This is a genomic window from Herbaspirillum sp. GCM10030257 (assembly GCF_042666555.1).
In the GTDB taxonomy this organism is placed as follows: Bacteria; Pseudomonadota; Gammaproteobacteria; order Burkholderiales; family Burkholderiaceae_D; genus Noviherbaspirillum.
In genome coordinates this window covers 341,447-361,055 of record NZ_JBHTDH010000002.1, presented here as the reverse complement: position 1 = coordinate 361,055, position 19,609 = coordinate 341,447, and the positions used below count along the sequence as shown (strand labels likewise).

Below are 19,609 nucleotides of genomic sequence, written 5' to 3'. Positions count from 1 at the left end.
CCACTTATACTCGAAGACATGGCTACACAATCCGCACTTGACACTCTTATCGAACTTGCAACAAAAGAATGCGACGACGCGTCGAAGCGGCTTGGGCGCGCCATCCGGCTCACGGACGATGCGCAGCAAAAGCTGGACATGCTGCTCCAATACCGTGATGACTACGCGGCGCGCTTCCAATCGAGCCTGATGGCTGGAGTGACTGCGACCGGTTACCGTAATTTCCAGCTCTTTTTGGGTAAGCTCGACGAAGCGATCGCCGGACAACAACGGGTGCTGCAGGACACACAAAAGCGTGCCGGCACGGCCCGCAGCGCGTGGCAGGACAGCGAACGCAAACGCGTCTCGTATGACACGCTTGCCACACGGGCACTTAAAGCAAAAGAGCAGAAGGAAGCTAAACTCGACCAGAAAACAACGGACGAGTTCGCGGCCAGACGGTTGCTGTACAAATGAGAATTGAAAAAGGCGCAGCATGATGAAAACCTTGGCGATAACGAATATTGGAGCCCCTGCCGACTCCCGTTCGTCCGAAAAATCGACTGCTCCTTCCGACGTTCCATTCGGACAGGTATTGTCGCGCGAGGTCCAGAACCGCAACGCGGCGAGCAAAGCTGATAATTCACGCACCAGCGAAAACAAGGCCGGATCGGCCGGTCAGGCATCGCAGGGCGCCTCTTCAGCCGACAATTCCCAGACCGCCGCGGAGCCTCAGAACGAAATTCCGCCAACGCCGTCGAAAGAGGGCCGCGCGGTAGACCCGGCTGCCAGGAGTGACGACACCGCACTTGCGCAGCAGAAGGAGGATGAGGCTGCCATTACCACTGCGCCAGCCGATTTGCTTGCCCTCGTTGCCGAACTCAATCAGTTTATCGCCGGTACGGCCGGCGTTTCTGCCGACCGTCCGGTGGAGGATCGTTCCTTGGAGTCCAATGATTCCGAAGATCCACTTGCCAAGGCTGCAGAATTGCTGGATGAGGATACGGCTGCCGGTATGGCTGGATCGCCACCGGCAATCGAGCCAGTAACGGTAAAGTCCGATCCGATTGTCGGCGTCGCCGACAAAGCTATGGCGGCGGCCCCCGGTCTGCCTGCCGCCGCTGCCGCCCTCGCCTCGAAAGATGCCGCTTTGTTGGCCGGCGCGGGCACGACCGGCACGACCGTCGCCACTCCCCGGGATGTCGCGGTGCCGTCGACCATCGATACGCAACAGGCTACGCAAACGGCAGACAGTGTATCCGCCGCTCCGGATGGACGTCAGGACACGCCAGAGTTTTCCGGCAAGTTCAAGGACGCATTGGGCCAGTTCGGTGAAAGGCCGGTGACACAGCAGCGACCAGAACCGACTCAAACCGCTTCCGCGCAGGCCGACCTTACCGTGCCAGCCAACACAACAACCGAATTGCGCGCAACTACGCCTGTACAGGACATGCCGGCAGCGGCCCCCTCCTTCAATATGGCTCCCGCTTCGCAGGCACAGCAGTCGCAGCTGATCCATGCCGCCGCAATTCCCGGACAGGAAAATCAGCTTTCCCCGCGCGTGGGTAGTTCTGGCTGGGATCAGGCTCTGGGACAAAAAGTTGTCTGGATGGTGAACGGAAGTCAGCAGAGCGCCTCGCTCTCGCTTAACCCGCCGGATCTCGGACCGCTTCAAGTAGTATTGAACGTTACAAACAATGAGGCGACCGCCCAGTTCACCGCCGCTCAACCTGAAGTACGCCAGGCACTCGAGACTGCGATGCCAAAGCTGCGTGAGATGCTGAGCGAGGCCGGTATCCAGCTTGGCGAAGCGAACGTCAGCGCGGGCACGCCGAACAACCAGCAAGGCGCTCACTCGGAACGCTCTCCATCGGAGCGGCAAGGCGAAGAACGCGCTGATACGGGCGAACTGCCGATGCAAACGATAAGCAGGACGATAGTGACGGGCAGGCAGGGACTCGTCGATACGTTCGCTTGATCCTGAAAACAACACTAGGCGCGCTGCTCTGCGTCCGCCTCGTCACGGTCGGCGCGGCATCAAAATATCAGTGGTAGAAGCGAGCGCATTTTGTGCCCTGTCATCAAGCGTATAAGGGGTTCTCGATGCCCGCTACCCGGATGCCCTGATATGCGCGGTCTTCCTCCTTCTTTTCCGGGCATTCTTTATCCGGGTTTTTCAGATAATGACCGGAAGTTCATGTAGTCGTTAATGCCGCAATAGAGAGGATTCACGATGGCCACCTCTGCTTCGAAAGCAGCCCCCACCGGCCCGAAAGCCGTCCCATCTCCCGGAACCGGAAATGCCGGAAGCCCGGGGAAAAGCCGCATGCTGCTCGTTATCGCTATTCTGGGAGTGTTATTGCTCGCAGGCGCAGGCGGTGCGTGGTTTTATCTTACCAAGGGTTCGGACAGCCCCGTCGCCGGTAACGCCTCGAAAGCGCAACCAGATCTGCCGCCGGTCTTCATGCCGCTCGAGACATTCACGGTCAACCTGCAATCGAGTGACATCCAGCAATTCCTGCAACTGAATCTGACCTTGCAGGTTGCCGATGAGACACAAATCGAACTGCTCAAGACGCAAATGCCGCACGTGCGTAATCGCCTGTTGATTCTCCTGTCGAGCCAGAAACCGTCAGAAATTTTGTCGGTAGACGGCAAAAAGAAACTGGCCGCCGACATCATCGCGCAGCTCAAGCAGCCGTTTACACCGCAGGGCCCCGAGCCTCAGATCAGCGACGTGCTGTTCACCTCGTTTGTCGTTCAGTAGGCACCATGGCTGAAAATTTTCTCTCCCAGGAAGAAGTCGATGCCCTTCTCAAGGGCGTAACCGGCGATCAGGAGGAGACGCGCACCGTTGAAAACCCGGACGGCGTGAGGCCCTACGACCTTGCGACTCAGGAACGTATCGTCCGCGGCCGGATGCCGACGCTCGAAATCATCAACGAGCGATTCGCACGCCTGTTCAGGATTAACCTGTTCAATTTCCTGCATCGTGCAGCGGAAGTGTCGATCGGACCTGTTCGGGTAACCAAATACAGCGAATTCATTCGCAACCTGGTTGTGCCCACCAACCTCAATCTGGTCTACATGAAGCCGCTGCGTGGCACGGTGCTCATGGTGTTCGACCCGAACCTGGTTTTTCTGCTCGTTGACAATCTTTTTGGCGGTGACGGACGTTTCCATTCGCGCGTGGAAGGCCGCGACTTTACCCTGACAGAGCAGCGCATCATCCAACGGGTACTGAATATCGTATTTGAAACTTACGCGAAGTCGTGGGCTCCGGTATATCCGATCGAATTCGAATATATTCGGTCGGAAATGAACACGCAGTTCGCCAATATCGCCACGCCAAACGAAGTCGTTGTCAGCACCACATTTACTATCGAACTGGGTCCGGTAAGCGGGGAGATGCATTTCTGTACGCCCTACTCGACCATAGAACCGATCCGCGACATCCTGACCAGCAGCCTCCAGGGAGAAACGCTGGAAATGGACAAGCGCTGGATCCGCCTGCTGAAGCAGCAGATCAAGACGGCCGAAGTGGAACTGATTGCCAATCTGGGCTCGGCTCAGCTTAACTTCGGCGACATTCTGCGCATGAAGGAAGGCGACATCATCCCGCTCAGCGTGCCCGACCCCATTACAGCCACCGTAGACGGCGTTCCAGTCCTTGAATGCAACTATGGACAAATGAACGGGCAATACGCTCTACAAATCAACAAACTGGTTTATAGCGCCGACGAGTCGCTGCGTGCGCATGAATCGTTGCGCAGGCTGCGCGAAACCGGGTCATTGGCCGAGAGCGACGCATCTCGGGACAACGCATCACAGCAAGGAGGTAAAGATGGCTGATCAACTAGATTCACAAATGAACGACGACGACGATTGGGGCGCGGCCCTCGCCGAACAGGCTCGCACTGACGCGGCTGCGGCGCAAGCGGGCAGTCCGGCGCCCGTGGCGTTCAAGGATTTTTCCAGCACCGAAATGAAAACCGAAACCCATAACGATATCGAATTCATTCTCGATATCCCGGTCCAGTTGACCGTTGAGCTGGGACGCACGAAGATCGCGATCAAGAACCTGTTGCAGCTCGCGCAAGGTTCCGTGGTCGAACTCGACGGCCTGGCGGGCGAGCCGATGGACGTACTGGTAAACGGCTGCCTCATCGCTCAGGGCGAGGTAGTGGTGGTCAACGACAAATTCGGTATACGTCTGACTGACATCATCAGTCCGTCCGAGCGCATCAGAAGGCTCAATAAGTAATGACGTTCTTCACGCGATGCCTGCTCCTCCTTCCGGCTGGCGGTCTTAGTGCCGCCGCGTATGCCGTCGACGCAACTGCCCCGGCCTCGGTAGGCAGTCTTTTTCAGGTATTTTTCGGACTGATAGTCGTACTGGCGCTCATGGCAGGTGCAGCATGGCTGATCCGGCGCCTGGGCGTGTCAAAAATCGTTTCGGTCAGCGCGGTAAAGATCGTCGGCGGAGTGAGCGTCGGAAGCCGCGAACGCATTCTGGTCGTGGAAGTCGCCGACCAGTGGATCGTGGTCGGTGTCGCACCAGGTCGCGTTAACGCGTTGTCGACGATGAGCCGGCAGGAGATCGCGACAGAGAGCCTGGCTGTCCCGGGTGCAAACAATTTTTCAGCGTGGCTGAAACAAACCATTGAAAAACGTAATGCACAGTGAGTTTCCGTTGGTGAAGTCGATCCGCCCTTTGCCTTTCCGTGGTCTGATCCTGATGCTGATCGTGCTGCTGACGTCGACGCCTCTGCTTGCGGCCGCTCAGCAGGCCGGCATGCCGGCCTTCACCAGCACGCCGACCGCGGGAGGGGGCCAGACATACTCCCTAAGCCTGCAGACGCTGTTGCTCCTCACGGGTCTGTCGTTCATTCCCGCAGCGTTGATGATGATGACGAGCTTTACGCGCATCATTATCGTTCTATCGCTGCTGCGCCAGGCTTTAGGTACGCAGACCGCTCCGCCGAATCAGGTAATGATCGGGCTAGCCCTGTTCCTGACACTGTTCGTTATGGGCCCGGTCTTTGACAAAATTTACGTCGATGCCTATCAGCCGCTGTCTGAAAACAAGATCAACATGTCGCAAGCTCTTGACCGCGGCGTGGCGCCATTGAAAACCTTCATGGTCAAGCAAACGCGCGAAACGGACCTCGCGCTCTACGCTAAGATGTCGCGTCTTCCCGCCTTCAATGGACCTGAAGACGTTCCACTACGCGTGCTCATCCCGGCGTTCGTCACCAGCGAATTGAAGACCGCGTTTCAGATCAGCTTCGCCATTTTCATTCCATTCCTCATCATCGATATGGTGGTCGCAAGCGTTCTCATGTCGATGGGCATGATGATGGTCTCACCGGCCATCGTATCCCTGCCTTTCAAGCTGATGTTGTTCGTCCTTGTGGATGGCTGGCAGCTCCTGATCGGCTCACTTGCACAAAGTTTTTACTGAGAGACGACTGATGACACCGGAAAGCATCATGACGATGGGCCGCCAGGCAATGGAAGTGACCATGATGGTTGCGGCGCCCATGCTGCTCGTGGCACTGGTAATCGGCCTCGTCGTGAGTATCTTTCAAGCCGCAACGCAGATCAACGAAACGACCTTGTCCTTCATCCCGAAGCTGATCGGCATATTCGTTGCGTTGGTCGTGGCTGGCCCGTGGATGCTGACGATCATGCTCGACTATATGCGACAGATGTTCACCAACATTCCGAACATGATCGGATGAAACCTACTGCCGGCTGCCACGGCTCATCGTGTTTCACGTCATTGCCTTTATTGAAATGAAGATGTCAGTTCGGTGTGCGGCGATGTTCGTTCAATTTCTCCATAGCCATATGAACTACCGGTTCGAGTCGCTCCATCAGTCCGGGCAGGCCAGCCGCAGCGCTAAAACATGATTTCCTTTACCAGCGCCGAACTGAATATCTGGATCGCGTCGTTCATCTGGCCGCTGACACGTATCCTTGGCCTGGTTTCTGTCGCCCCGCTTTTTGGCAATGTGAGCGTGCCCGCGCGCGTAAAAATAGGCCTTGGCTTGATGCTGGCGTTGATCATCGCACCTACCGTACCTTCGCTGCCCGCGACGGACCCGTTCTCCCTTCCGGGTGTGCTGATCCTTATGCAACAGCTGATCATCGGACTTGCGATGGGGTTCGCCATGCGAATCGTATTCGCCGCTATCGAACTGGCGGGGGAAATCAGCAGCATGACCATGGGCTTGGGATTTGCCGTATTTTACGACCCCCAGACGCGCGGGCGATCGTCGGCGATCAGCCAGTTCGTTGCGCTGCTGACCCTGATGATCTACCTGGCGACCAATCTTCATCTTGTGCTTCTATCGACCCTGGCCGACACGTTTTCCACCTTGCCGATCTCGACGGCGGCGGTAACGGACGGCGGCTTTCAGCAACTGGTCATATGGGCTGGCCGCATTTTCAGCGCTGGAATACAGCTATCCTTGCCGATTGTTGCTGCATTATTAATGACGAATATGGCGCTCGGAATTCTGACGCGTGCGGCGCCACAGCTGAATCTATTCGGCATTGGATTTCCGATCACAATCGGCATCGGATTCATTATGCTCACATTATCGCTTCCCTATCTTACGACGCCGATAGTGCGCGTACTCTACGAAGGGATTGAAGCAATGCGGCAGATTACAATAACGATGATTCCAAAGATCCGGTAGCCAGCCGCTGAAAAAAGTGCCGGGGCGGATCGAGGTCGAGGCCGAAGAGCGCACGCTTACGAGCGTATTCAGGGCACTGCGGTCCTTGACACCGGGACGCGCAGTAGTTTTCAACGGCCTGCCAGACGCTTGCGAAGCTCGGTGTCAATGGATGTTGCCTTGAGCCCGGCAACATCCGCAATCCGGAAAGCATGAAACTGCGTTGGTTCCGGCGTCAGATATAGTTGAACAGTGACAGACGGGAAATCTGAAGAAAGGACTTCTGCGCAGCTTCCAGAGTAATTTGCTGCTGCGTGAAGTTGGAGATGGCTTCTGCCAGATCGATTTCCTCCAGCGCCCTCATGGCCTCGGTGTACTGAACGTTCAGGTCATCGCCGGTGCTGTCCAGGACATCAATCTCTTTGAGTCGGGTACCAACCGAGGCACGCACCGACAGCACGTTCGCCAGAGCGTTATCAATGTTGTTATTGGCAGCGTTCAGTCCATTAGTGAGTTTCGCCTGTCCTGCAGCGCCGACGGCATTCATCTCCAATGTCTGGATGAGGGTGTTCAACGTCTCGAAGATGCTTTGATTCTCGCTTGACTCAAGTGTGAACTTGTCGCCCGTAGCGGGAGCTCCCTTGATGTCGAGCTGCACACCGTCAAAAGTGATCGACTGCCCGCTGACATACGGTATGCGGGGGCCGGCGGGCGGCAAAGGAATGGGAGCAGCAACATCGAATGCTTTGGTTGCCGGATTCATATAAAAGCCCGTGACCTCGTCCCGAACCGTGTACGTTGTCACGAGCGGGTCTAAGGGATCAGCACCTACGGGGTCGACCGAGAACTCAATGGTGTAGTTATGGCCGGTCAACGCGGCAGGGTCGACTACCGCGCCGGCGCTCACAATGCCGCCGCCTGTATTGGTGGCGACTGCCGCCGTCAGCGTCCTGCCGTTGCCCGTTTTGATGTTTTCAAATACCGAACTGCCCGTATCGTTCAGGGCAATATGGCGTGAGGCGCCAATCTGAAGCATTCGCTGTCCTTGGTCCCCGTTGTATTGCGCCCCTGTCGGGATTGCGGAAAATGGCTGCGACGAAATTTGAAAACCGCCAAACATGAAGTTACCGGCACCATCGCGGCTGTTTGCCAGTCCCAGCAATTCATCAACCCGCCCCCGCAGTTCCGCAGACAAAAATTTTCGCTGCGAATCTTCCATTGCTCCGTTGCCGGCATTGACAACCAGGGTTTTGGCGTCCTGCAGCAGAGATGTCACGCTTTGCAGAATACTTTCTTCCTGAGATAAATAGTTCTTGGCATTCTGCCGGTTGACCGCGAACTGCTCATTCATCGACAAGGACTGCGTGATTCCAAGTATGCTGGCCGCGGCAACGGGATCATCCGCTGGTGTCAGGACGCGTTTTTGCGTTGACAGCTGTTGCTGGGTCTTGACCAGACCGTGCTGCAGGTCACCGATTTTCCTGCTGCCGATTTCATACATCATGTTTGTACTGATGCGCATGATTCCGTGCTCCTATCGACCCGACCTGATTAAATACATTTGACTTCCCGTCTGCAATTCACTCGTGCGGACCGCGATCAGCGACCGATCGATATCAGTGCGTCGAACATTTCCTTGACCGCCTGCATGACCTTGCCGGCCGCGACGTAGGCCTGCTGATACTGCAGCAGGTTCGCCCCTTCCTCGTCAAGGTTGACGCCGGAGTCGGATTCCTGTGCCAGCCGAAGCTGATCGACAAGGTTGGACTGCGCTTCGCTGCCAACCCGCAGTTCATGCGTCTTGTTACCTACCGAACTGACCAGCTGGGCCAGCGCTCCCTGAAACGTGACCGAACTCCCGTCAAGTGCCGTGGCAGTCTGCAGTTTTCCTAGCAGGACCATGTTACGGTTGTCGCCCGACATGCTCAGATTGTTCTTGACGGTGAACGTGTCGCCATCGCCTGGCGTTCCCGAGATCTGTACGCTGATACCGCCGACGTCGGCCGGAGGACCGGCCAAGCTGGCGCCAAACGTCACGGTTGCGCCCGCCGCATAAGGGACCGGCGTGTTTGGCGGATAGATAGTCGAGACGCCATTGTGCGTTACTTTCACCTCAAATCCGAAACCGGTGCCTGGAGACGTCGCTGAATCATTCAACGTCCCGGATACGGGGATGGTGGGAGGGACACTTGCCACGAAAGTCAAGGTGGTCGGGGTCGCGGTCATGCTGGTCGTGAAATGCTTGTCGACCGTGCCTGCGCTGATCACGCCTGTTCCGGAATTGGTCGTCGGGCTGGAGGTATTGATCGGTGCGGCCGCGCCGATATTATTTGAATCGGTAACAAGCACATTGAAGGACGAAGCGGCATTGACGGTTGGCTTGATCACAAATTGATCGCCCGACGCCATGGAGCCGGAAGCAACCGCGATATTTACGCCATCCACGGAAATGCCGGCCGCCGGAAAGCCGGGCCCTGCAACCGAGGCTACCGACACGTTATCGCGCAGACGCGTGACACTGTAGTTGCTGCCGTCAAAGTTGAGTTTATAGTCGCTTGCCTTCAAGGCATTCACATCGGTAATGCTGGCGTTGAGAACCGCGTTACCCGTGTTGAGGATGTTGGCATTTGTGGCGGGAGGCGCCATGCGGAAAAAATCGCCGGCCATCGCCCCGGTCGCATCTTTTCCGAGTCGATGCTGCTCGTTAAAGGTGGTGGCCAATCCAATAGCGATACGTCCCAGCGAATTCTGCGCATTCGTCAGGGAAGTGGCGCGGAAATCGAACAGGCCGCCCAATTTCCCACCTTGCAGACTGTTCTCGGAAAGATTGATAGTGCCAGCATTGGTCACCAGTCCAACCGTGACCTCGCTGATGTCGGTCGGCGAGGTGACTGCTGCCAGTTCCGATACGGTGGAACCGACGACCATCGGCTGTCCGTTGCCGATAAAAATCCCGTAGCTGTTGCCGTCTTTTGACACAGTCACCTTGGTCAGCTTGCTCAGTTCGCCGACCATATAGTCGCGCTGATCCATCAGGTCATTGGGCATCTGACCGCTGCCGCTCTGGGCATTCGCAATCGCTTCGTTCAGATTGGCGATCTGCCGGGTGTAAGAATTGATGGCGGTGATGCTGGTCGAAATCTCTGTATTGACTGCAACGCGAAGCTCGCGGAGCTGGCCATCCATGCTCTGAAAACGACTTGCCATCGACTCAGCCGAGGCCAGCAGAGATCCTCTGGCTTCCGGATTCGCGGCCAAATTCTGGACGCTCTTGAAAAAGTCCTGCAGGACGGGAGACAGACCGGAGGTGGGATCGGCGAGCAGGTTATTGATGCGATTAATTTGGGCGTAATGGCTTTCAAGCTGACCTTTGGTAGTCTGCCCTACCCGGATCTGGGCACCCAGATATTCGTTGTAAATACGTCGGACCGAGATGACTTCGGTACCCTTGCCGATAAATCCGCCGCCCTCGTCCTGGCCGCCGACCGCGGCTTGCAGCACAACCTGGCGGTTGTAGCCTGGCGTCTTCGCGTTGGCAATGTTGTGGGCGGTGGTGGCAAGACCTGCCTGTGCGGCTGCGAGAGCGCTGTTCGTGGTACTAAGGATATTGGCCATAATTTTTTCTTCCTTGGTGTCGCGACACTGGGATGCATTCGTGAACGGCAGCCAAAGGTAAAACTTGAGCCTATTCCGAAAAAAACATGCTCACTGTGATGGCGCGGCTTGGAATGAATTGTCAGCCAGACAAGTTTCGCGAAATTATCTGTGTCAGCTTCGCAGCGTATTTGGGGTCGGTCGCGTAGCCCGCACGTTGCAAGCCCTGTGCAAAACCATTGAGATCACTTGCATTGGCAAGTACATTCTCATAACGCGGATTGGAACGCAGCAGACGAGCGTAATCCTTGAACGAGTCCGCATAGCTGTCATAGGCGCGGAATTTTTCCACGCGCTTTTGCGCTACGCCATTGACGTATTCAGTGGTGACCGCGTCCACGGTACGCCCTTTCCAGCCCGGGCCTGCCTTTATGCCAAACAGGTTATGACTGGGGCTGCCGTCCCGGCCGACGATCTCTTTCTTGCCCCACCCTGTTTCTAGCGCAGCCTGGCCTAACATGAACTTTGCCGGAACTCCGGTACTTCGACTGGCCTCTTCCGCATGTGCGGTTAGTCGGTCCCGGAATGCCTGAACATGAGCCGGTTGCGCCTTGTGGCTTTCGGTGCCGGAGGTCTGCGCATCGGAAACAGGCGCCGCCAGCGGCACCGGATTTTCCTTGTAGTGGTTCTTCAAGAGATTGCTCAGATCGCGAGGCTCTTCTGCCTGCTCGGCTCCAAGCGGGGCGGATTGACTTGCCGAGTGCGCGGACAACTGACGCACCAGCATGTCGGCCAGTCCAACACCCCTGGAAGCCATATTCTGGCTGATCTGCTGATCGAGCATGGAGGTGTACATGCGGGTTTGATCGTTATCGAACAGGTCATCCTTTGGCGACGCCTCGCGCATGCTCTTCATGATCATGTTCATGAACAGTGCTTCAAACTGCTTGGCGGCTTCTTTCAGCGCTTCCGGCGATTTTTGCCGGGCGGACTGACGCAAGGATTCAACGCCCTTGGCATCAATCGCAAGACCGGAAGACTGGTTGACGGGAATACTCATGACGGGATCAGATAATTTCCAGCTCGGCCCGCAATGCGCCGGCCGCTTTCATCGCTTGAAGAATCGCCAGCAGGTCCTGTGGCGTGGCACCGATGGCATTCAGCGCCTTGACCACTTCCGCGAGCGAGGTACCGCCCTTCAGCATCAGCACTTGCCCCGGTTCCTTATTGATGTCGATCCGGGAAACCGGCGCAACGACCGTCTGCCCGCCGGAGAATGGCGCCGGCTGGCTGATGACAGGATCGGTGTTGATGACGACCGAGAGATTTCCATGCGAGACCGCGCAGCTGTCGAGCGTCACGGCCTGGTTCATGACCACCGATCCGGTACGGGCGTTCAGGATCACCTTGGCAGCCATCTGTGCGGGCGTAACGGACAGACTTTCGAGCGCCCCCAAAAATGATACCCGCTCGTCGCTGCTCGATGGCGCTCGGACGCGGATGACTCGTCCGTCCATGGCGGCAGCGGTTTCAGGACCGAAGCGCTTGTTGATGGCAGCGACCACCCTGCTCGCCGTCGAAAAATCGCTGTCATTCAGTTCCAGGTGAATGGCATCGCCCTGCCCGAGCGCACTCGGCACCGCGCGTTCAACCGTTGCGCCGGCGGAGATGCGGCCGACACTCAAATGATTAATCTGAGCCTTGCTACCATTTGCGGCGGCGCCAACCCCGCCGACCAGCACATTGCCCTGTGCAATGCCGTAGATCTGGCCGTCAGCGCCTTTCAAAGGCGTCATGAGCAGTGTGCCGCCCCGCAGACTCTTGGCATTCCCCATCGAGGACACGGTAACGTCCAGCGTCTGGCCCGGCTGCGCGAATGCCGGAAGGGAGGTCGTGACCATCACCGCGGCCACATTCTTCAGCTGGAGATTCGTTCCCGGCGGAAGATTGACACCCATGTTCTGCAGCATGCTGACCACGCTTTGAACAGTGAACGGAGTCTGCGTGGTCTGGTCTCCGCTACCGTCGAGGCCGACGACCAAACCATAACCCATCAACTGGTTCTGCCTCACACCCTGAATACTGGCGATGTCCTTGAGGCGCTCGGCTTTGGCGCTGACCGGAAAAGCGATGCATCCGGCGGTAAGCGCCAGGACGAGAAATTTTTTGAATGCCGGTGGACGAAAAGAAGTAATGGTCATAACAGTGGCCTACAAAGGCGCAAGGCTGAAGAAGAAGCGTACAAGCTGCGAAGTCAGCTCCGCCCTGTCGATCCTGCTGTTGGTACGATATTCGATACGGGCATCCGCCACCTGGGTTGACGGGACGACATTCCCCCGCCCTACCGTATCCGGGCCGACCACACCTGAAAACCGGACAAACTCCACGCCTTTGTCGAACGCAACCTGTTTTTCACCGCTCACGACGAGATTACCGTTTGGCAGGGTATCGATTACCGTCACAGTGATGGTTCCGGAGAAGTTGTTGCTCGAATTCGCCAGGCCCTTCTCTTCAAACTCATTGTCGGATTCTGCGCCAACGCCAAGTTTCGCCAGTGTCGAGGCCGGTACTCCAAACAACTTGGACACCCCGGTGGAGGTGCTGCCCGATTTGCTGGCCGACGTGGCGGCGCTCTTGCCGGCACTTGTTCTTTCGCTGATGGCAATCGTCAGAATATCGCCGACCAGACGTGCGCGGCGGTCCTCGAACATCGGCCGGTAGGCACCTGCCTGAAAAATGGCGCCATTTGTCGGCGCTGCCGTCACCACAGGAAGTGTCGGTCTTCCGCTCGGTTGATGGGTAATCGATTCCGGCGTCGAACTACAACCGGACAGCAGTCCAAGCAGAACGGCGCACACCACGCCGCGAAATTCCATCTTCATTGCAAGCTCCTGCGTGGAGTCGAATCTTTCATTGCCGCAAATTCCGAACGATTATTTTTAGAGCTGGCCCAGCCGCTGCAACATCTGGTCGGAGGTCGAAATGGCCTTGCTGTTGAGTTCATACGCTCGCTGGGTCTGGATCATGTTGACCATTTCTTCAACAACATTGACGTTTGACGTTTCAACGTAACCCTGAGTCAGCAGCCCGGTGGCGTTCGTTCCAGGAACGTTATTGTTTGGATTGCCGGAGGCGGCGGTCTCGACATACAGATTTTCGCCCTTGGCTTCCAGGCCCGCCGGATTCATGAACGTTGCGAGTTGCAAGGCGCCGACCTGCGTAAGCGCGGGCGAGCCAGGCTGTTTCACCGATACCGTACCGTCGCGTGCGATGGTGATGCTCTGCGCATCATTGGGAATGGTAATGGCCGGCTGAATCGGGAAACCGCTCGAGGTTACCAGCTGTCCCTGGCTATCGACCTGGAATGAGCCGTCGCGGGTATACGCGGCGGTCCCGTCAGGCATCATGACCTGGAAAAAACCGGCGCCCTGGATTGCCACATCCTTATCGTTGCCTGTTTGCTGCAGATTGCCCTGAGTGAAAATCCGTTCGGTGGCAACCGCACGCACGCCCGTGCCGACCTGCAGGCCGGTGGGCAGCTGCGTTTGCTGGGACGACTGCGCTCCCGGCTGCCTCATGGTCTGATACAGCAGGTCTTCGAATACCGCGCGCGACCGCTTGAAGCCATTGGTGCTGACGTTGGACAGGTTATTGGAAATCACATCCATCTGCGTCTGCTGCGCATCCAGGCCTGTTTTGGCAATCCAAAGCGAACGAATCATTTTATCTCCTAGTCCCTGCGTTACTTCCGCCGCCTGTGCATATGCGATGGCGTCGGAAAGCGTTTCAATATTCCCGCTAGCACGATTGTGACGCCCGGGTTATCAGCTCAAAGCGAGAAACTGGTCTGCTTTAGCGGCGTTGTTCTCTGCGTTTTTCATCATGTTCATGTGCAGCTCGAACTGTCGTGCCAAGCTGATCATGCTGACCATCGAATCGACCACATTGACATTGCTGCCTTCCAGCGCCCCGCCCAGGAGTGTCACGTTGGCGTCGGCGTCGGCCACTTCTCCGTCTTTGACACTGAACAAGCCATCATCACCGCGCACCATGGATGCCTCGGCCGGATTGACAAGCTTGATGCGGCCGATCACGGTACTGACGCCCGGTCCGGCATCCGCAGGGACGGATGAGATCGTTCCGTCCTTCGCCACAGTAACGATCACATCAGGCGGAATCGTAATCGGGCCGCCGTCACCCATTACATTCAAGCCGCTCTGGGTCTGGAGCAGTCCGTTTTCACTCAGCTTGAAACTGCCCTGACGGGTGTAGGCTTCAGACCCGTCGGCGCGTTCTACTGCGATCCATCCGTCGCCCTGCACTGCCACGTCCAGTGCACGTCCCGTTTGTTGAATTGGTCCGGTCCGAAAATCCGAGCCGACGGTCGCGTCAACAACAAACGTACGCGTCGGCAGGCCTTCAGCGATGACGGGCACGGCGCGAAACGAATCGAGCTGCGCACGAAAACCGTTGGTGGTCGCATTCGCGAGATTGTTCGACACCGTGGCCTGCTGCTCCATGATGTGCTTTGCGCCAGTCATGGCGGTATAAATCAGACGGTCCATCTTGTTTCCCCTACGATCGGGCACCCGGCTGAAATCGATAGCCGGGGACCGCAATCAGATATGGTCATGCGTTAGCGACTTACCTCAGATTCACCAATGTCTGCATGATCTGGTCTTCGGTCTTGATCGTCTGCGCGTTGGCTTGATAGATACGCTGCGCAGTGATCATGGACACCAGCTCTGCCGTCAGATCGACATTCGACTCTTCCACCGCCGAAGACTGGACCACGCCCAGGCCGCTATTGCCGGGCGTGCTGACCAGGGGCGCTCCGGAGATTGCCGTTTCAACCCAGGCGTTGTCGCCCACTGCATTCAGTCCGTTCGGATTTGCAAAGCTCGACAGTGCGACCTGGCCCAGCACGTTGGTCTGGCCGTTGGTATAGCTGCCGACGATTTTGCCATCGGGGGACAGATTGAAGGAAACCAGATTGCCTGCGGTATAACCATTCTGGGTCTGATCGCGCACACCGAACTCCAGCGCGTACTGCGTTGTTCCCGAGAAGTTAACCGACACTGCCTGCGGCGATGTGGCACCGTTGGTCAGAGTAAGATTCGCCGTCACAGGTGCAATCGCCGTCACCGGCACGCCGCCTGTGCTGAACTCGATACTGGTCAGTGGAACCGCCGCGGCCGGTGGAACATAACCAATGGGTACGCCATCACAAGTTGCATACACGTCCCAGGTATTGCCGTCGCCGGGAGCCGCAGGTCCCCTGTTGACGTAGAAAGTCGACAGCACATGCGAATTGCCCAGGCTGTCGTACACGCCGACGGAGGTCTGATTACTGTAGGTCGCCGGATCGGAGTGATCGAATGGCGTGGTCGCAGCCGCAATAATCGGCTTGCCGGAATCGAGATTCAGGTTGACGTCGTACTCATCCGTTGACTGCGGGGCGAGTGCGGTATTGGTGATCGTCAGCGGTGCCGGTGCGCCATTGGAGATCTGGCCGTTGACGACCGGATAGCCGGTCAGCACGGCACCGCTCGCGTTTTCAATGCGGCCTTCCTTGTTGAGCTGAAACTGGCCATTCCGTGTATAGCTGATGGCGCCGCCATTGCTCATCCGGAAAAAGCCGTCTCCGTTGATCGCGATATCAAGCGGGTTGTTTGTCCCGGAAATATTCGCTTGCGAAAACTGCTGCGAAACGCGCGCGAGTTTCGTACCGATGCCGATTGGCGATGCGCCGCTACCCACCAGGGAACTTGCATACACATCCGCGAACTGCGCCTGCGACTTCTTGAAACCGACGGTACCAGCGTTGGCAACGTTGTTGCCGATGGTCTCCATGGTCTTTGATGCCGAGTTCAAACCACTCAAACCTTGTTGAAAAGCCATATCATTCTCCCTTGGTGTCTTGCACTTGGATCAAAGAATTTGCCGGACGTCCGCCAGATTGACGCCGACGAGGTCGCCGACGTTAAGCTTGACGCCTTGGGCGTTGGTTGAAACCGAATCGACGACGCCGAACTGCAACGCCGTCGCAGTCACTGGAGCGTCGTTGCGGGTGGCGGTTATCTGGAAGCTGTAATTTCCATCGGCGACAGGTGTGCCGTTTTCACTTTTCCCATCCCAGGCGATCGGCGTTGTTCCCGCCTTCTGCTCACCGAGCTCAAGCTTGCGGATTTCCAGACCTGCGGAATCGCGAATCGTCACTGTCACCTTGTCGGCCGGGTCCTTTAACTCTATCCCCATCAGGCCCGCGCCCTTGACGACTTCAATTCTGGAGCCGGGGACCAGGACGCCATGGCCGATCATATTCGCCGCCTGCAATGCCTGCCCCGACTGATAATTGCTCATCATCGATGCCAGTGTATCGTTCAGTTTGTCGATGCCGGTCACCGTTGACAACTGCGCAAACTGACTGGTGACCTGCGCGTTGTCCAATGGGTTCATTGGATCCTGGTTGCGCATTTGCGTTACCAGCAGCTTCATGAAGCGGTCCTGCGTTTCTTCCACGGTTGACTTGCCGGCCGCGCTCTTCTTGGGATTCATTGCATCGAGCACTGCGGTCGACATGCCGGTGTCTTGTACGGTGGTCGCCATTCGTTAGCCTCCGGTTACTGACCGATTGTCAGGGTCTTGAGCAGCATGGTCTTGGCCGCGTTCATGGTTTCCACGTTCGTCTGATAGGAACGCGACGCGGAAATCATATTCACCATCTCCTCCACCACACTCACATTAGGCATCGCGACATAACCGTTTTCATCGGCCTGGGGATGTTTTGGGTCATGCACCATCTTGAGTGGAGAAGTGTCCTCCACCACTTGCTGGACTTTGACACCGGACGCGGTCGCGCCTGCCGCTCCGACCGGCACCGCGGCAAATACCACTTGCTTTGCACGGTATGTCTTTCCGTCGGCGCTTGTGGCACTGTCGGCATTGGCAATATTGCTGGAGACAACGTTCAGGCGCTGGCTTTGAGCACTCATTGCCGAACCGGCGACATTGAAGATATTAAATAACGACATGATTATTGTCCTTGAATGGCGGTCAACAGGCCTTTGATCTGATGCGAAACGAAGGTCACGCTTGCTTCGTATCGCAAGGCGTTCTCGGTGAACTGATTGCGCTCGACATCCATATCAACGGTATTGCCATCGACGCTCCCCTGCGCGCTGGTCCGGTACTGAGGCTCCAGCCCGCCGATAGTTGGCTTGCCTGTGACAGGAAGATGAGCACCGGAAGTCATAAGCAGATTGCCTCGCCCGGCAGGGCTTGCCTGCCTCCCGTCCACCGATCCGGAGCGCGACAACGCTCCCTGGAGCGCTTTGCTAAAATCGACATCGCGCGCCTTGTAATTGGGGGTGTCCGCATTGGCGATATTCGAGGCAAGCAGTTGCTGCCGCTGCGCACGCAATGACAGCACTGTCTCTTGAAAACGCAGGGTCTGGTCCAGTTTTCCGATCATCGCCACCTCCAGGGTTTATCGGCTTTCATTCATAACGACTTCAAAAAACCGCGCGGCGCGTCACCAAAGACCAAGCCGACACGGGATTTGTATAGCGTCGATCATACGGATAGCCCGGGCAACGCAATCTTTCGATAAGACAACAAAAATCCGGCCTGTTCTTCCCTTTGCACCAGACCCGAGCCGGTAAGATGCACCTTGAGTCAAGTCCCTTACCCGAGATGTCACCTTTTCCAAGAGTCCCCACTGCCGTGTTGGCACTATTGCTGTGCGCCGCTGCTCACGCACAGGAACGCACGCCGCCTCAGGATCATGCTGTCCTGCACCAGACTGTGGAGTCCTATCTGAGCCTCCAGGCCAGCGGATTGCCGGGGAAGGTGAGTATTACAGTAGGTGCGATCGACCGGCGGCTGAATTTACCCGCATGTGTCGCACCGCAGGCATTCCTTCCCGCTGGCAGCAAAGCGTGGGGACGAACCACGGTAGGTGTGCGCTGCACGGCGCCTTCGCCATGGACCATTTACATTTCTGCAACGGTACGGGTCGAGGGTGAGTATATCGCGTCGGCTGTACCGCTTTCGCAGGGACAGCGCGTGGAATCGAACGACATCAGGAAGTTAAAGGGCGATCTGACCAAGCTTCCACCGGGGATCATTTCCGATCCGGCACAAGTCGTCGGCCGTACGCTGGCCACTTCATTGCCGCTGGGAGCCCCTCTGCGCCAGGATAATCTGCGTATCGAGCAGGCCGTGCAGCAAGGCCAGACGGTGCGCCTGATAACAAACGGACCGGGATTTCAGGTATCAAGTGAAGGGCAGGCGCTAAATAATGCCGGTGACGGCCAGATGGCGAGAGTCCGCACGCCGGGCGGAAACGTCGTTAGCGGCGTGGCGAAAATGGGTGGCATCGTGGAAATCGCGCATTGATTTTTTTGCAATAAATATCTCTGATTTATTTGCGCAAGTTTATTTCTCGGACATTAAAGTTTGCGATAATTCTGCCGATAGATAGCCAGACGGTGGCACTTTGCCCCATTTGAAACGAGGAAAATGCCGTGAAAATTGATGACTCATTCAAGAAAGCCGCAGGTATAGGCGTTGCCGGTACCCCATCGCGGCCCGGTAAAGCGTCCGAAACGTCCACGACCGAGAAAGCGCCGTCCGATAGCGTTACGCTCTCTCCAAAGGCCCAAGCGCTGGCCAGGCAGGATACAAGCGCTGGCGTGTTTGACGCCGACAAAGTGAATAAGATCAAGGCCGCGATCGCGAACGGCGAGTTTCAGGTCAACCCTGAGCGTATCGCAGACGGCCTCATCGACAGCGTGCGCGACATTATTTCGACGCGCCAACAATAAGGACACGTAGTCATGGCCATCCCTGCCGATACCCTTGGTAAAGAGCTCGAAGCTGCACAGCGCTTGCTGCAACTCCTCAAGCAGGAAGAAGCCTGTCTGATCAAGGCCGACGTCGAAGGGATGTCGAAACTGACTGCCGAAAAAGCCAGCGTGGCGACCCAGATGACGGAACTTGCGCGGCACCGGAGCATGGTGTTGCGCACTGTGGGATATGAAAACTCGGAGTCGGGCATCACGGCGTGGATGAACAGTCCGGATGCTACCGACAATGATCGTAGCACCTGGACCGAACTGCTTTCGCTTGCGCAAGCAGGGAAAGAACTAAATCGCACCAATGGACTGTTGATTGCACAACAGATTGCCTGCAACCAGAGTGCGCTCAACGTATTGCAAGGCAATGCTCAAGGCGGAAACGTCTACGGGCCGAATGGTCAGACAGCCACAAAAATTGGCGGGCGCCGTCTGGTGATCGGCTAAGCCAAGCTAAATCAGGCCAATTCAACACTTCCACTGCGACGGCCT

The 19,609-nt window shown here is 57.0% G+C and carries 23 protein-coding genes; 12 read left to right on the top strand and 11 right to left on the bottom strand.

Annotation, left to right across the window (positions count from 1 at the left end):
* Positions 1 to 18: 18 nt before the first annotated feature.
* The 9 genes from fliJ to fliR all read left to right on the top strand — a co-directional run bounded on the left by fliJ (position 19) and on the right by fliR (position 6,686).
* Positions 19 to 456, top strand: coding sequence for a flagellar export protein FliJ (gene fliJ / locus ACFQUU_RS04215; RefSeq protein ID WP_382243098.1), 438 nt, complete (start codon positions 19 to 21; stop codon positions 454 to 456).
* 19 nt (positions 457 to 475) lie between these two features.
* On the top strand, positions 476 to 1,957 hold the full coding sequence (locus ACFQUU_RS04210; protein WP_382243095.1) for a flagellar hook-length control protein FliK: 1,482 nt from the start codon (positions 476 to 478) through the stop codon (positions 1,955 to 1,957).
* 255 nt (positions 1,958 to 2,212) lie between these two features.
* Positions 2,213 to 2,746: a flagellar basal body-associated protein FliL gene (gene fliL / locus ACFQUU_RS04205; RefSeq protein ID WP_382243092.1), complete on the top strand. Its 534-nt coding sequence runs from the start codon at positions 2,213 to 2,215 to the stop codon at positions 2,744 to 2,746.
* A gap of 5 nt (positions 2,747 to 2,751) precedes the next feature.
* Complete coding sequence (gene fliM, locus ACFQUU_RS04200; RefSeq protein ID WP_382243089.1) at positions 2,752 to 3,831, top strand: flagellar motor switch protein FliM; 1,080 nt, start codon at positions 2,752 to 2,754, stop codon at positions 3,829 to 3,831.
* Positions 3,824 to 4,243: a flagellar motor switch protein FliN gene (gene fliN / locus ACFQUU_RS04195; protein WP_382243086.1), complete on the top strand. Its 420-nt coding sequence runs from the start codon at positions 3,824 to 3,826 to the stop codon at positions 4,241 to 4,243. Before fliM ends, fliN begins: the two co-directional genes overlap by 8 nt.
* The gene (fliO, locus tag ACFQUU_RS04190; protein WP_382243083.1) at positions 4,243 to 4,665 is read left to right on the top strand and encodes a flagellar biosynthetic protein FliO; all 423 of its coding nucleotides are present in this window, start codon (positions 4,243 to 4,245) and stop codon (positions 4,663 to 4,665) included. The genes fliN and fliO overlap by 1 nt, the downstream gene beginning before the upstream one ends.
* A gap of 52 nt (positions 4,666 to 4,717) precedes the next feature.
* Positions 4,718 to 5,443 (top strand): flagellar type III secretion system pore protein FliP, encoded by a 726-nt coding sequence (gene fliP / locus ACFQUU_RS04185; protein WP_382243381.1) that lies wholly within the window; start codon positions 4,718 to 4,720, stop codon positions 5,441 to 5,443.
* Between the two features lie 10 nt (positions 5,444 to 5,453).
* Positions 5,454 to 5,723 carry a flagellar biosynthesis protein FliQ gene (fliQ, locus tag ACFQUU_RS04180; protein ID WP_382243080.1) on the top strand — a complete coding sequence of 90 codons (270 nt, stop codon included), beginning with the start codon at positions 5,454 to 5,456 and terminating at the stop codon, positions 5,721 to 5,723.
* A 168-nt stretch (positions 5,724 to 5,891) separates the two neighbouring features.
* The gene (gene fliR / locus ACFQUU_RS04175; RefSeq protein ID WP_382243077.1) at positions 5,892 to 6,686 is read left to right on the top strand and encodes a flagellar biosynthetic protein FliR; all 795 of its coding nucleotides are present in this window, start codon (positions 5,892 to 5,894) and stop codon (positions 6,684 to 6,686) included.
* Between the two features lie 214 nt (positions 6,687 to 6,900).
* Here fliR and flgL read toward each other — a convergent pair whose 3' ends face one another.
* From flgL to flgB, 11 genes are all read right to left on the bottom strand, one after another.
* On the bottom strand, positions 6,901 to 8,187 hold the full coding sequence (flgL, locus tag ACFQUU_RS04170) for a flagellar hook-associated protein FlgL (protein ID WP_382243074.1): 1,287 nt from the start codon (positions 8,185 to 8,187) through the stop codon (positions 6,901 to 6,903).
* A gap of 77 nt (positions 8,188 to 8,264) precedes the next feature.
* Entirely contained in the window at positions 8,265 to 10,280 is a 2,016-nt protein-coding gene (flgK, locus tag ACFQUU_RS04165) for a flagellar hook-associated protein FlgK (RefSeq protein ID WP_382243071.1), read from the bottom strand.
* A 121-nt stretch (positions 10,281 to 10,401) separates the two neighbouring features.
* On the bottom strand, positions 10,402 to 11,319 hold the full coding sequence (gene flgJ, locus ACFQUU_RS04160) for a flagellar assembly peptidoglycan hydrolase FlgJ (RefSeq protein WP_382243068.1): 918 nt from the start codon (positions 11,317 to 11,319) through the stop codon (positions 10,402 to 10,404).
* A gap of 7 nt (positions 11,320 to 11,326) precedes the next feature.
* Positions 11,327 to 12,460, bottom strand: coding sequence for a flagellar basal body P-ring protein FlgI (locus ACFQUU_RS04155; RefSeq protein ID WP_382243065.1), 1,134 nt, complete (start codon positions 12,458 to 12,460; stop codon positions 11,327 to 11,329).
* Between the two features lie 9 nt (positions 12,461 to 12,469).
* Complete coding sequence (locus ACFQUU_RS04150; protein ID WP_382243063.1) at positions 12,470 to 13,141, bottom strand: flagellar basal body L-ring protein FlgH; 672 nt, start codon at positions 13,139 to 13,141, stop codon at positions 12,470 to 12,472.
* Between the two features lie 57 nt (positions 13,142 to 13,198).
* Positions 13,199 to 13,981, bottom strand: coding sequence for a flagellar basal-body rod protein FlgG (gene flgG, locus ACFQUU_RS04145; protein WP_382243060.1), 783 nt, complete (start codon positions 13,979 to 13,981; stop codon positions 13,199 to 13,201).
* A gap of 102 nt (positions 13,982 to 14,083) precedes the next feature.
* The gene (flgF, locus tag ACFQUU_RS04140; RefSeq protein ID WP_382243057.1) at positions 14,084 to 14,824 is read right to left on the bottom strand and encodes a flagellar basal-body rod protein FlgF; all 741 of its coding nucleotides are present in this window, start codon (positions 14,822 to 14,824) and stop codon (positions 14,084 to 14,086) included.
* 79 nt (positions 14,825 to 14,903) lie between these two features.
* Positions 14,904 to 16,160: a flagellar hook protein FlgE gene (gene flgE / locus ACFQUU_RS04135; protein WP_382243054.1), complete on the bottom strand. Its 1,257-nt coding sequence runs from the start codon at positions 16,158 to 16,160 to the stop codon at positions 14,904 to 14,906.
* Between the two features lie 30 nt (positions 16,161 to 16,190).
* Complete coding sequence (flgD, locus tag ACFQUU_RS04130) at positions 16,191 to 16,868, bottom strand: flagellar hook assembly protein FlgD (protein WP_382243051.1); 678 nt, start codon at positions 16,866 to 16,868, stop codon at positions 16,191 to 16,193.
* A gap of 14 nt (positions 16,869 to 16,882) precedes the next feature.
* Complete coding sequence (gene flgC, locus ACFQUU_RS04125; protein ID WP_382243048.1) at positions 16,883 to 17,293, bottom strand: flagellar basal body rod protein FlgC; 411 nt, start codon at positions 17,291 to 17,293, stop codon at positions 16,883 to 16,885.
* Positions 17,294 to 17,295: 2 nt separating this feature from the next.
* Positions 17,296 to 17,733 carry a flagellar basal body rod protein FlgB gene (gene flgB, locus ACFQUU_RS04120; protein ID WP_382243045.1) on the bottom strand — a complete coding sequence of 146 codons (438 nt, stop codon included), beginning with the start codon at positions 17,731 to 17,733 and terminating at the stop codon, positions 17,296 to 17,298.
* Positions 17,734 to 17,984: 251 nt separating this feature from the next.
* Here flgB and flgA point away from each other — a divergent pair, with 251 nt between their 5' ends.
* The 3 genes from flgA (at position 17,985) to ACFQUU_RS04105 (ending at position 19,564) form a co-directional block, all read left to right on the top strand.
* Positions 17,985 to 18,659, top strand: coding sequence for a flagellar basal body P-ring formation chaperone FlgA (gene flgA / locus ACFQUU_RS04115; protein ID WP_382243042.1), 675 nt, complete (start codon positions 17,985 to 17,987; stop codon positions 18,657 to 18,659).
* 128 nt (positions 18,660 to 18,787) lie between these two features.
* Complete coding sequence (gene flgM / locus ACFQUU_RS04110) at positions 18,788 to 19,087, top strand: flagellar biosynthesis anti-sigma factor FlgM (protein ID WP_382243039.1); 300 nt, start codon at positions 18,788 to 18,790, stop codon at positions 19,085 to 19,087.
* Between the two features lie 12 nt (positions 19,088 to 19,099).
* Entirely contained in the window at positions 19,100 to 19,564 is a 465-nt protein-coding gene (locus ACFQUU_RS04105; RefSeq protein WP_382243036.1) for a flagella synthesis protein FlgN, read from the top strand.
* Positions 19,565 to 19,609 lie beyond the last annotated feature (45 nt).

Bases quoted from the DNA above. Each gene is read 5' to 3' on its own strand.
- fliJ (WP_382243098.1), top strand. From the start codon at position 19: ATGGCTACACAATCCGCACTTGACACTCTTATCGAACTTGCAACAAAA.
- ACFQUU_RS04210 (WP_382243095.1), top strand. From the start codon at position 476: ATGATGAAAACCTTGGCGATAACGAATATTGGAGCCCCTGCCGACTCC.
- fliL (WP_382243092.1), top strand. From the start codon at position 2,213: ATGGCCACCTCTGCTTCGAAAGCAGCCCCCACCGGCCCGAAAGCCGTC.
- fliM (WP_382243089.1), top strand. From the start codon at position 2,752: ATGGCTGAAAATTTTCTCTCCCAGGAAGAAGTCGATGCCCTTCTCAAG.
- fliN (WP_382243086.1), top strand. From the start codon at position 3,824: ATGGCTGATCAACTAGATTCACAAATGAACGACGACGACGATTGGGGC.
- fliO (WP_382243083.1), top strand. From the start codon at position 4,243: ATGACGTTCTTCACGCGATGCCTGCTCCTCCTTCCGGCTGGCGGTCTT.
- fliP (WP_382243381.1), top strand. From the start codon at position 4,718: ATGCTGATCGTGCTGCTGACGTCGACGCCTCTGCTTGCGGCCGCTCAG.
- fliQ (WP_382243080.1), top strand. From the start codon at position 5,454: ATGACACCGGAAAGCATCATGACGATGGGCCGCCAGGCAATGGAAGTG.
- fliR (WP_382243077.1), top strand. From the start codon at position 5,892: ATGATTTCCTTTACCAGCGCCGAACTGAATATCTGGATCGCGTCGTTC.
- flgL (WP_382243074.1), bottom strand. From the start codon at position 8,187: ATGCGCATCAGTACAAACATGATGTATGAAATCGGCAGCAGGAAAATC.
- flgK (WP_382243071.1), bottom strand. From the start codon at position 10,280: ATGGCCAATATCCTTAGTACCACGAACAGCGCTCTCGCAGCCGCACAG.
- flgJ (WP_382243068.1), bottom strand. From the start codon at position 11,319: ATGAGTATTCCCGTCAACCAGTCTTCCGGTCTTGCGATTGATGCCAAG.
- ACFQUU_RS04155 (WP_382243065.1), bottom strand. From the start codon at position 12,460: ATGACCATTACTTCTTTTCGTCCACCGGCATTCAAAAAATTTCTCGTC.
- ACFQUU_RS04150 (WP_382243063.1), bottom strand. From the start codon at position 13,141: ATGAAGATGGAATTTCGCGGCGTGGTGTGCGCCGTTCTGCTTGGACTG.
- flgG (WP_382243060.1), bottom strand. From the start codon at position 13,981: ATGATTCGTTCGCTTTGGATTGCCAAAACAGGCCTGGATGCGCAGCAG.
- flgF (WP_382243057.1), bottom strand. From the start codon at position 14,824: ATGGACCGTCTGATTTATACCGCCATGACTGGCGCAAAGCACATCATG.
- flgE (WP_382243054.1), bottom strand. From the start codon at position 16,160: ATGGCTTTTCAACAAGGTTTGAGTGGTTTGAACTCGGCATCAAAGACC.
- flgD (WP_382243051.1), bottom strand. From the start codon at position 16,868: ATGGCGACCACCGTACAAGACACCGGCATGTCGACCGCAGTGCTCGAT.
- flgC (WP_382243048.1), bottom strand. From the start codon at position 17,293: ATGTCGTTATTTAATATCTTCAATGTCGCCGGTTCGGCAATGAGTGCT.
- flgB (WP_382243045.1), bottom strand. From the start codon at position 17,733: ATGATCGGAAAACTGGACCAGACCCTGCGTTTTCAAGAGACAGTGCTG.
- ACFQUU_RS04105 (WP_382243036.1), top strand. From the start codon at position 19,100: ATGGCCATCCCTGCCGATACCCTTGGTAAAGAGCTCGAAGCTGCACAG.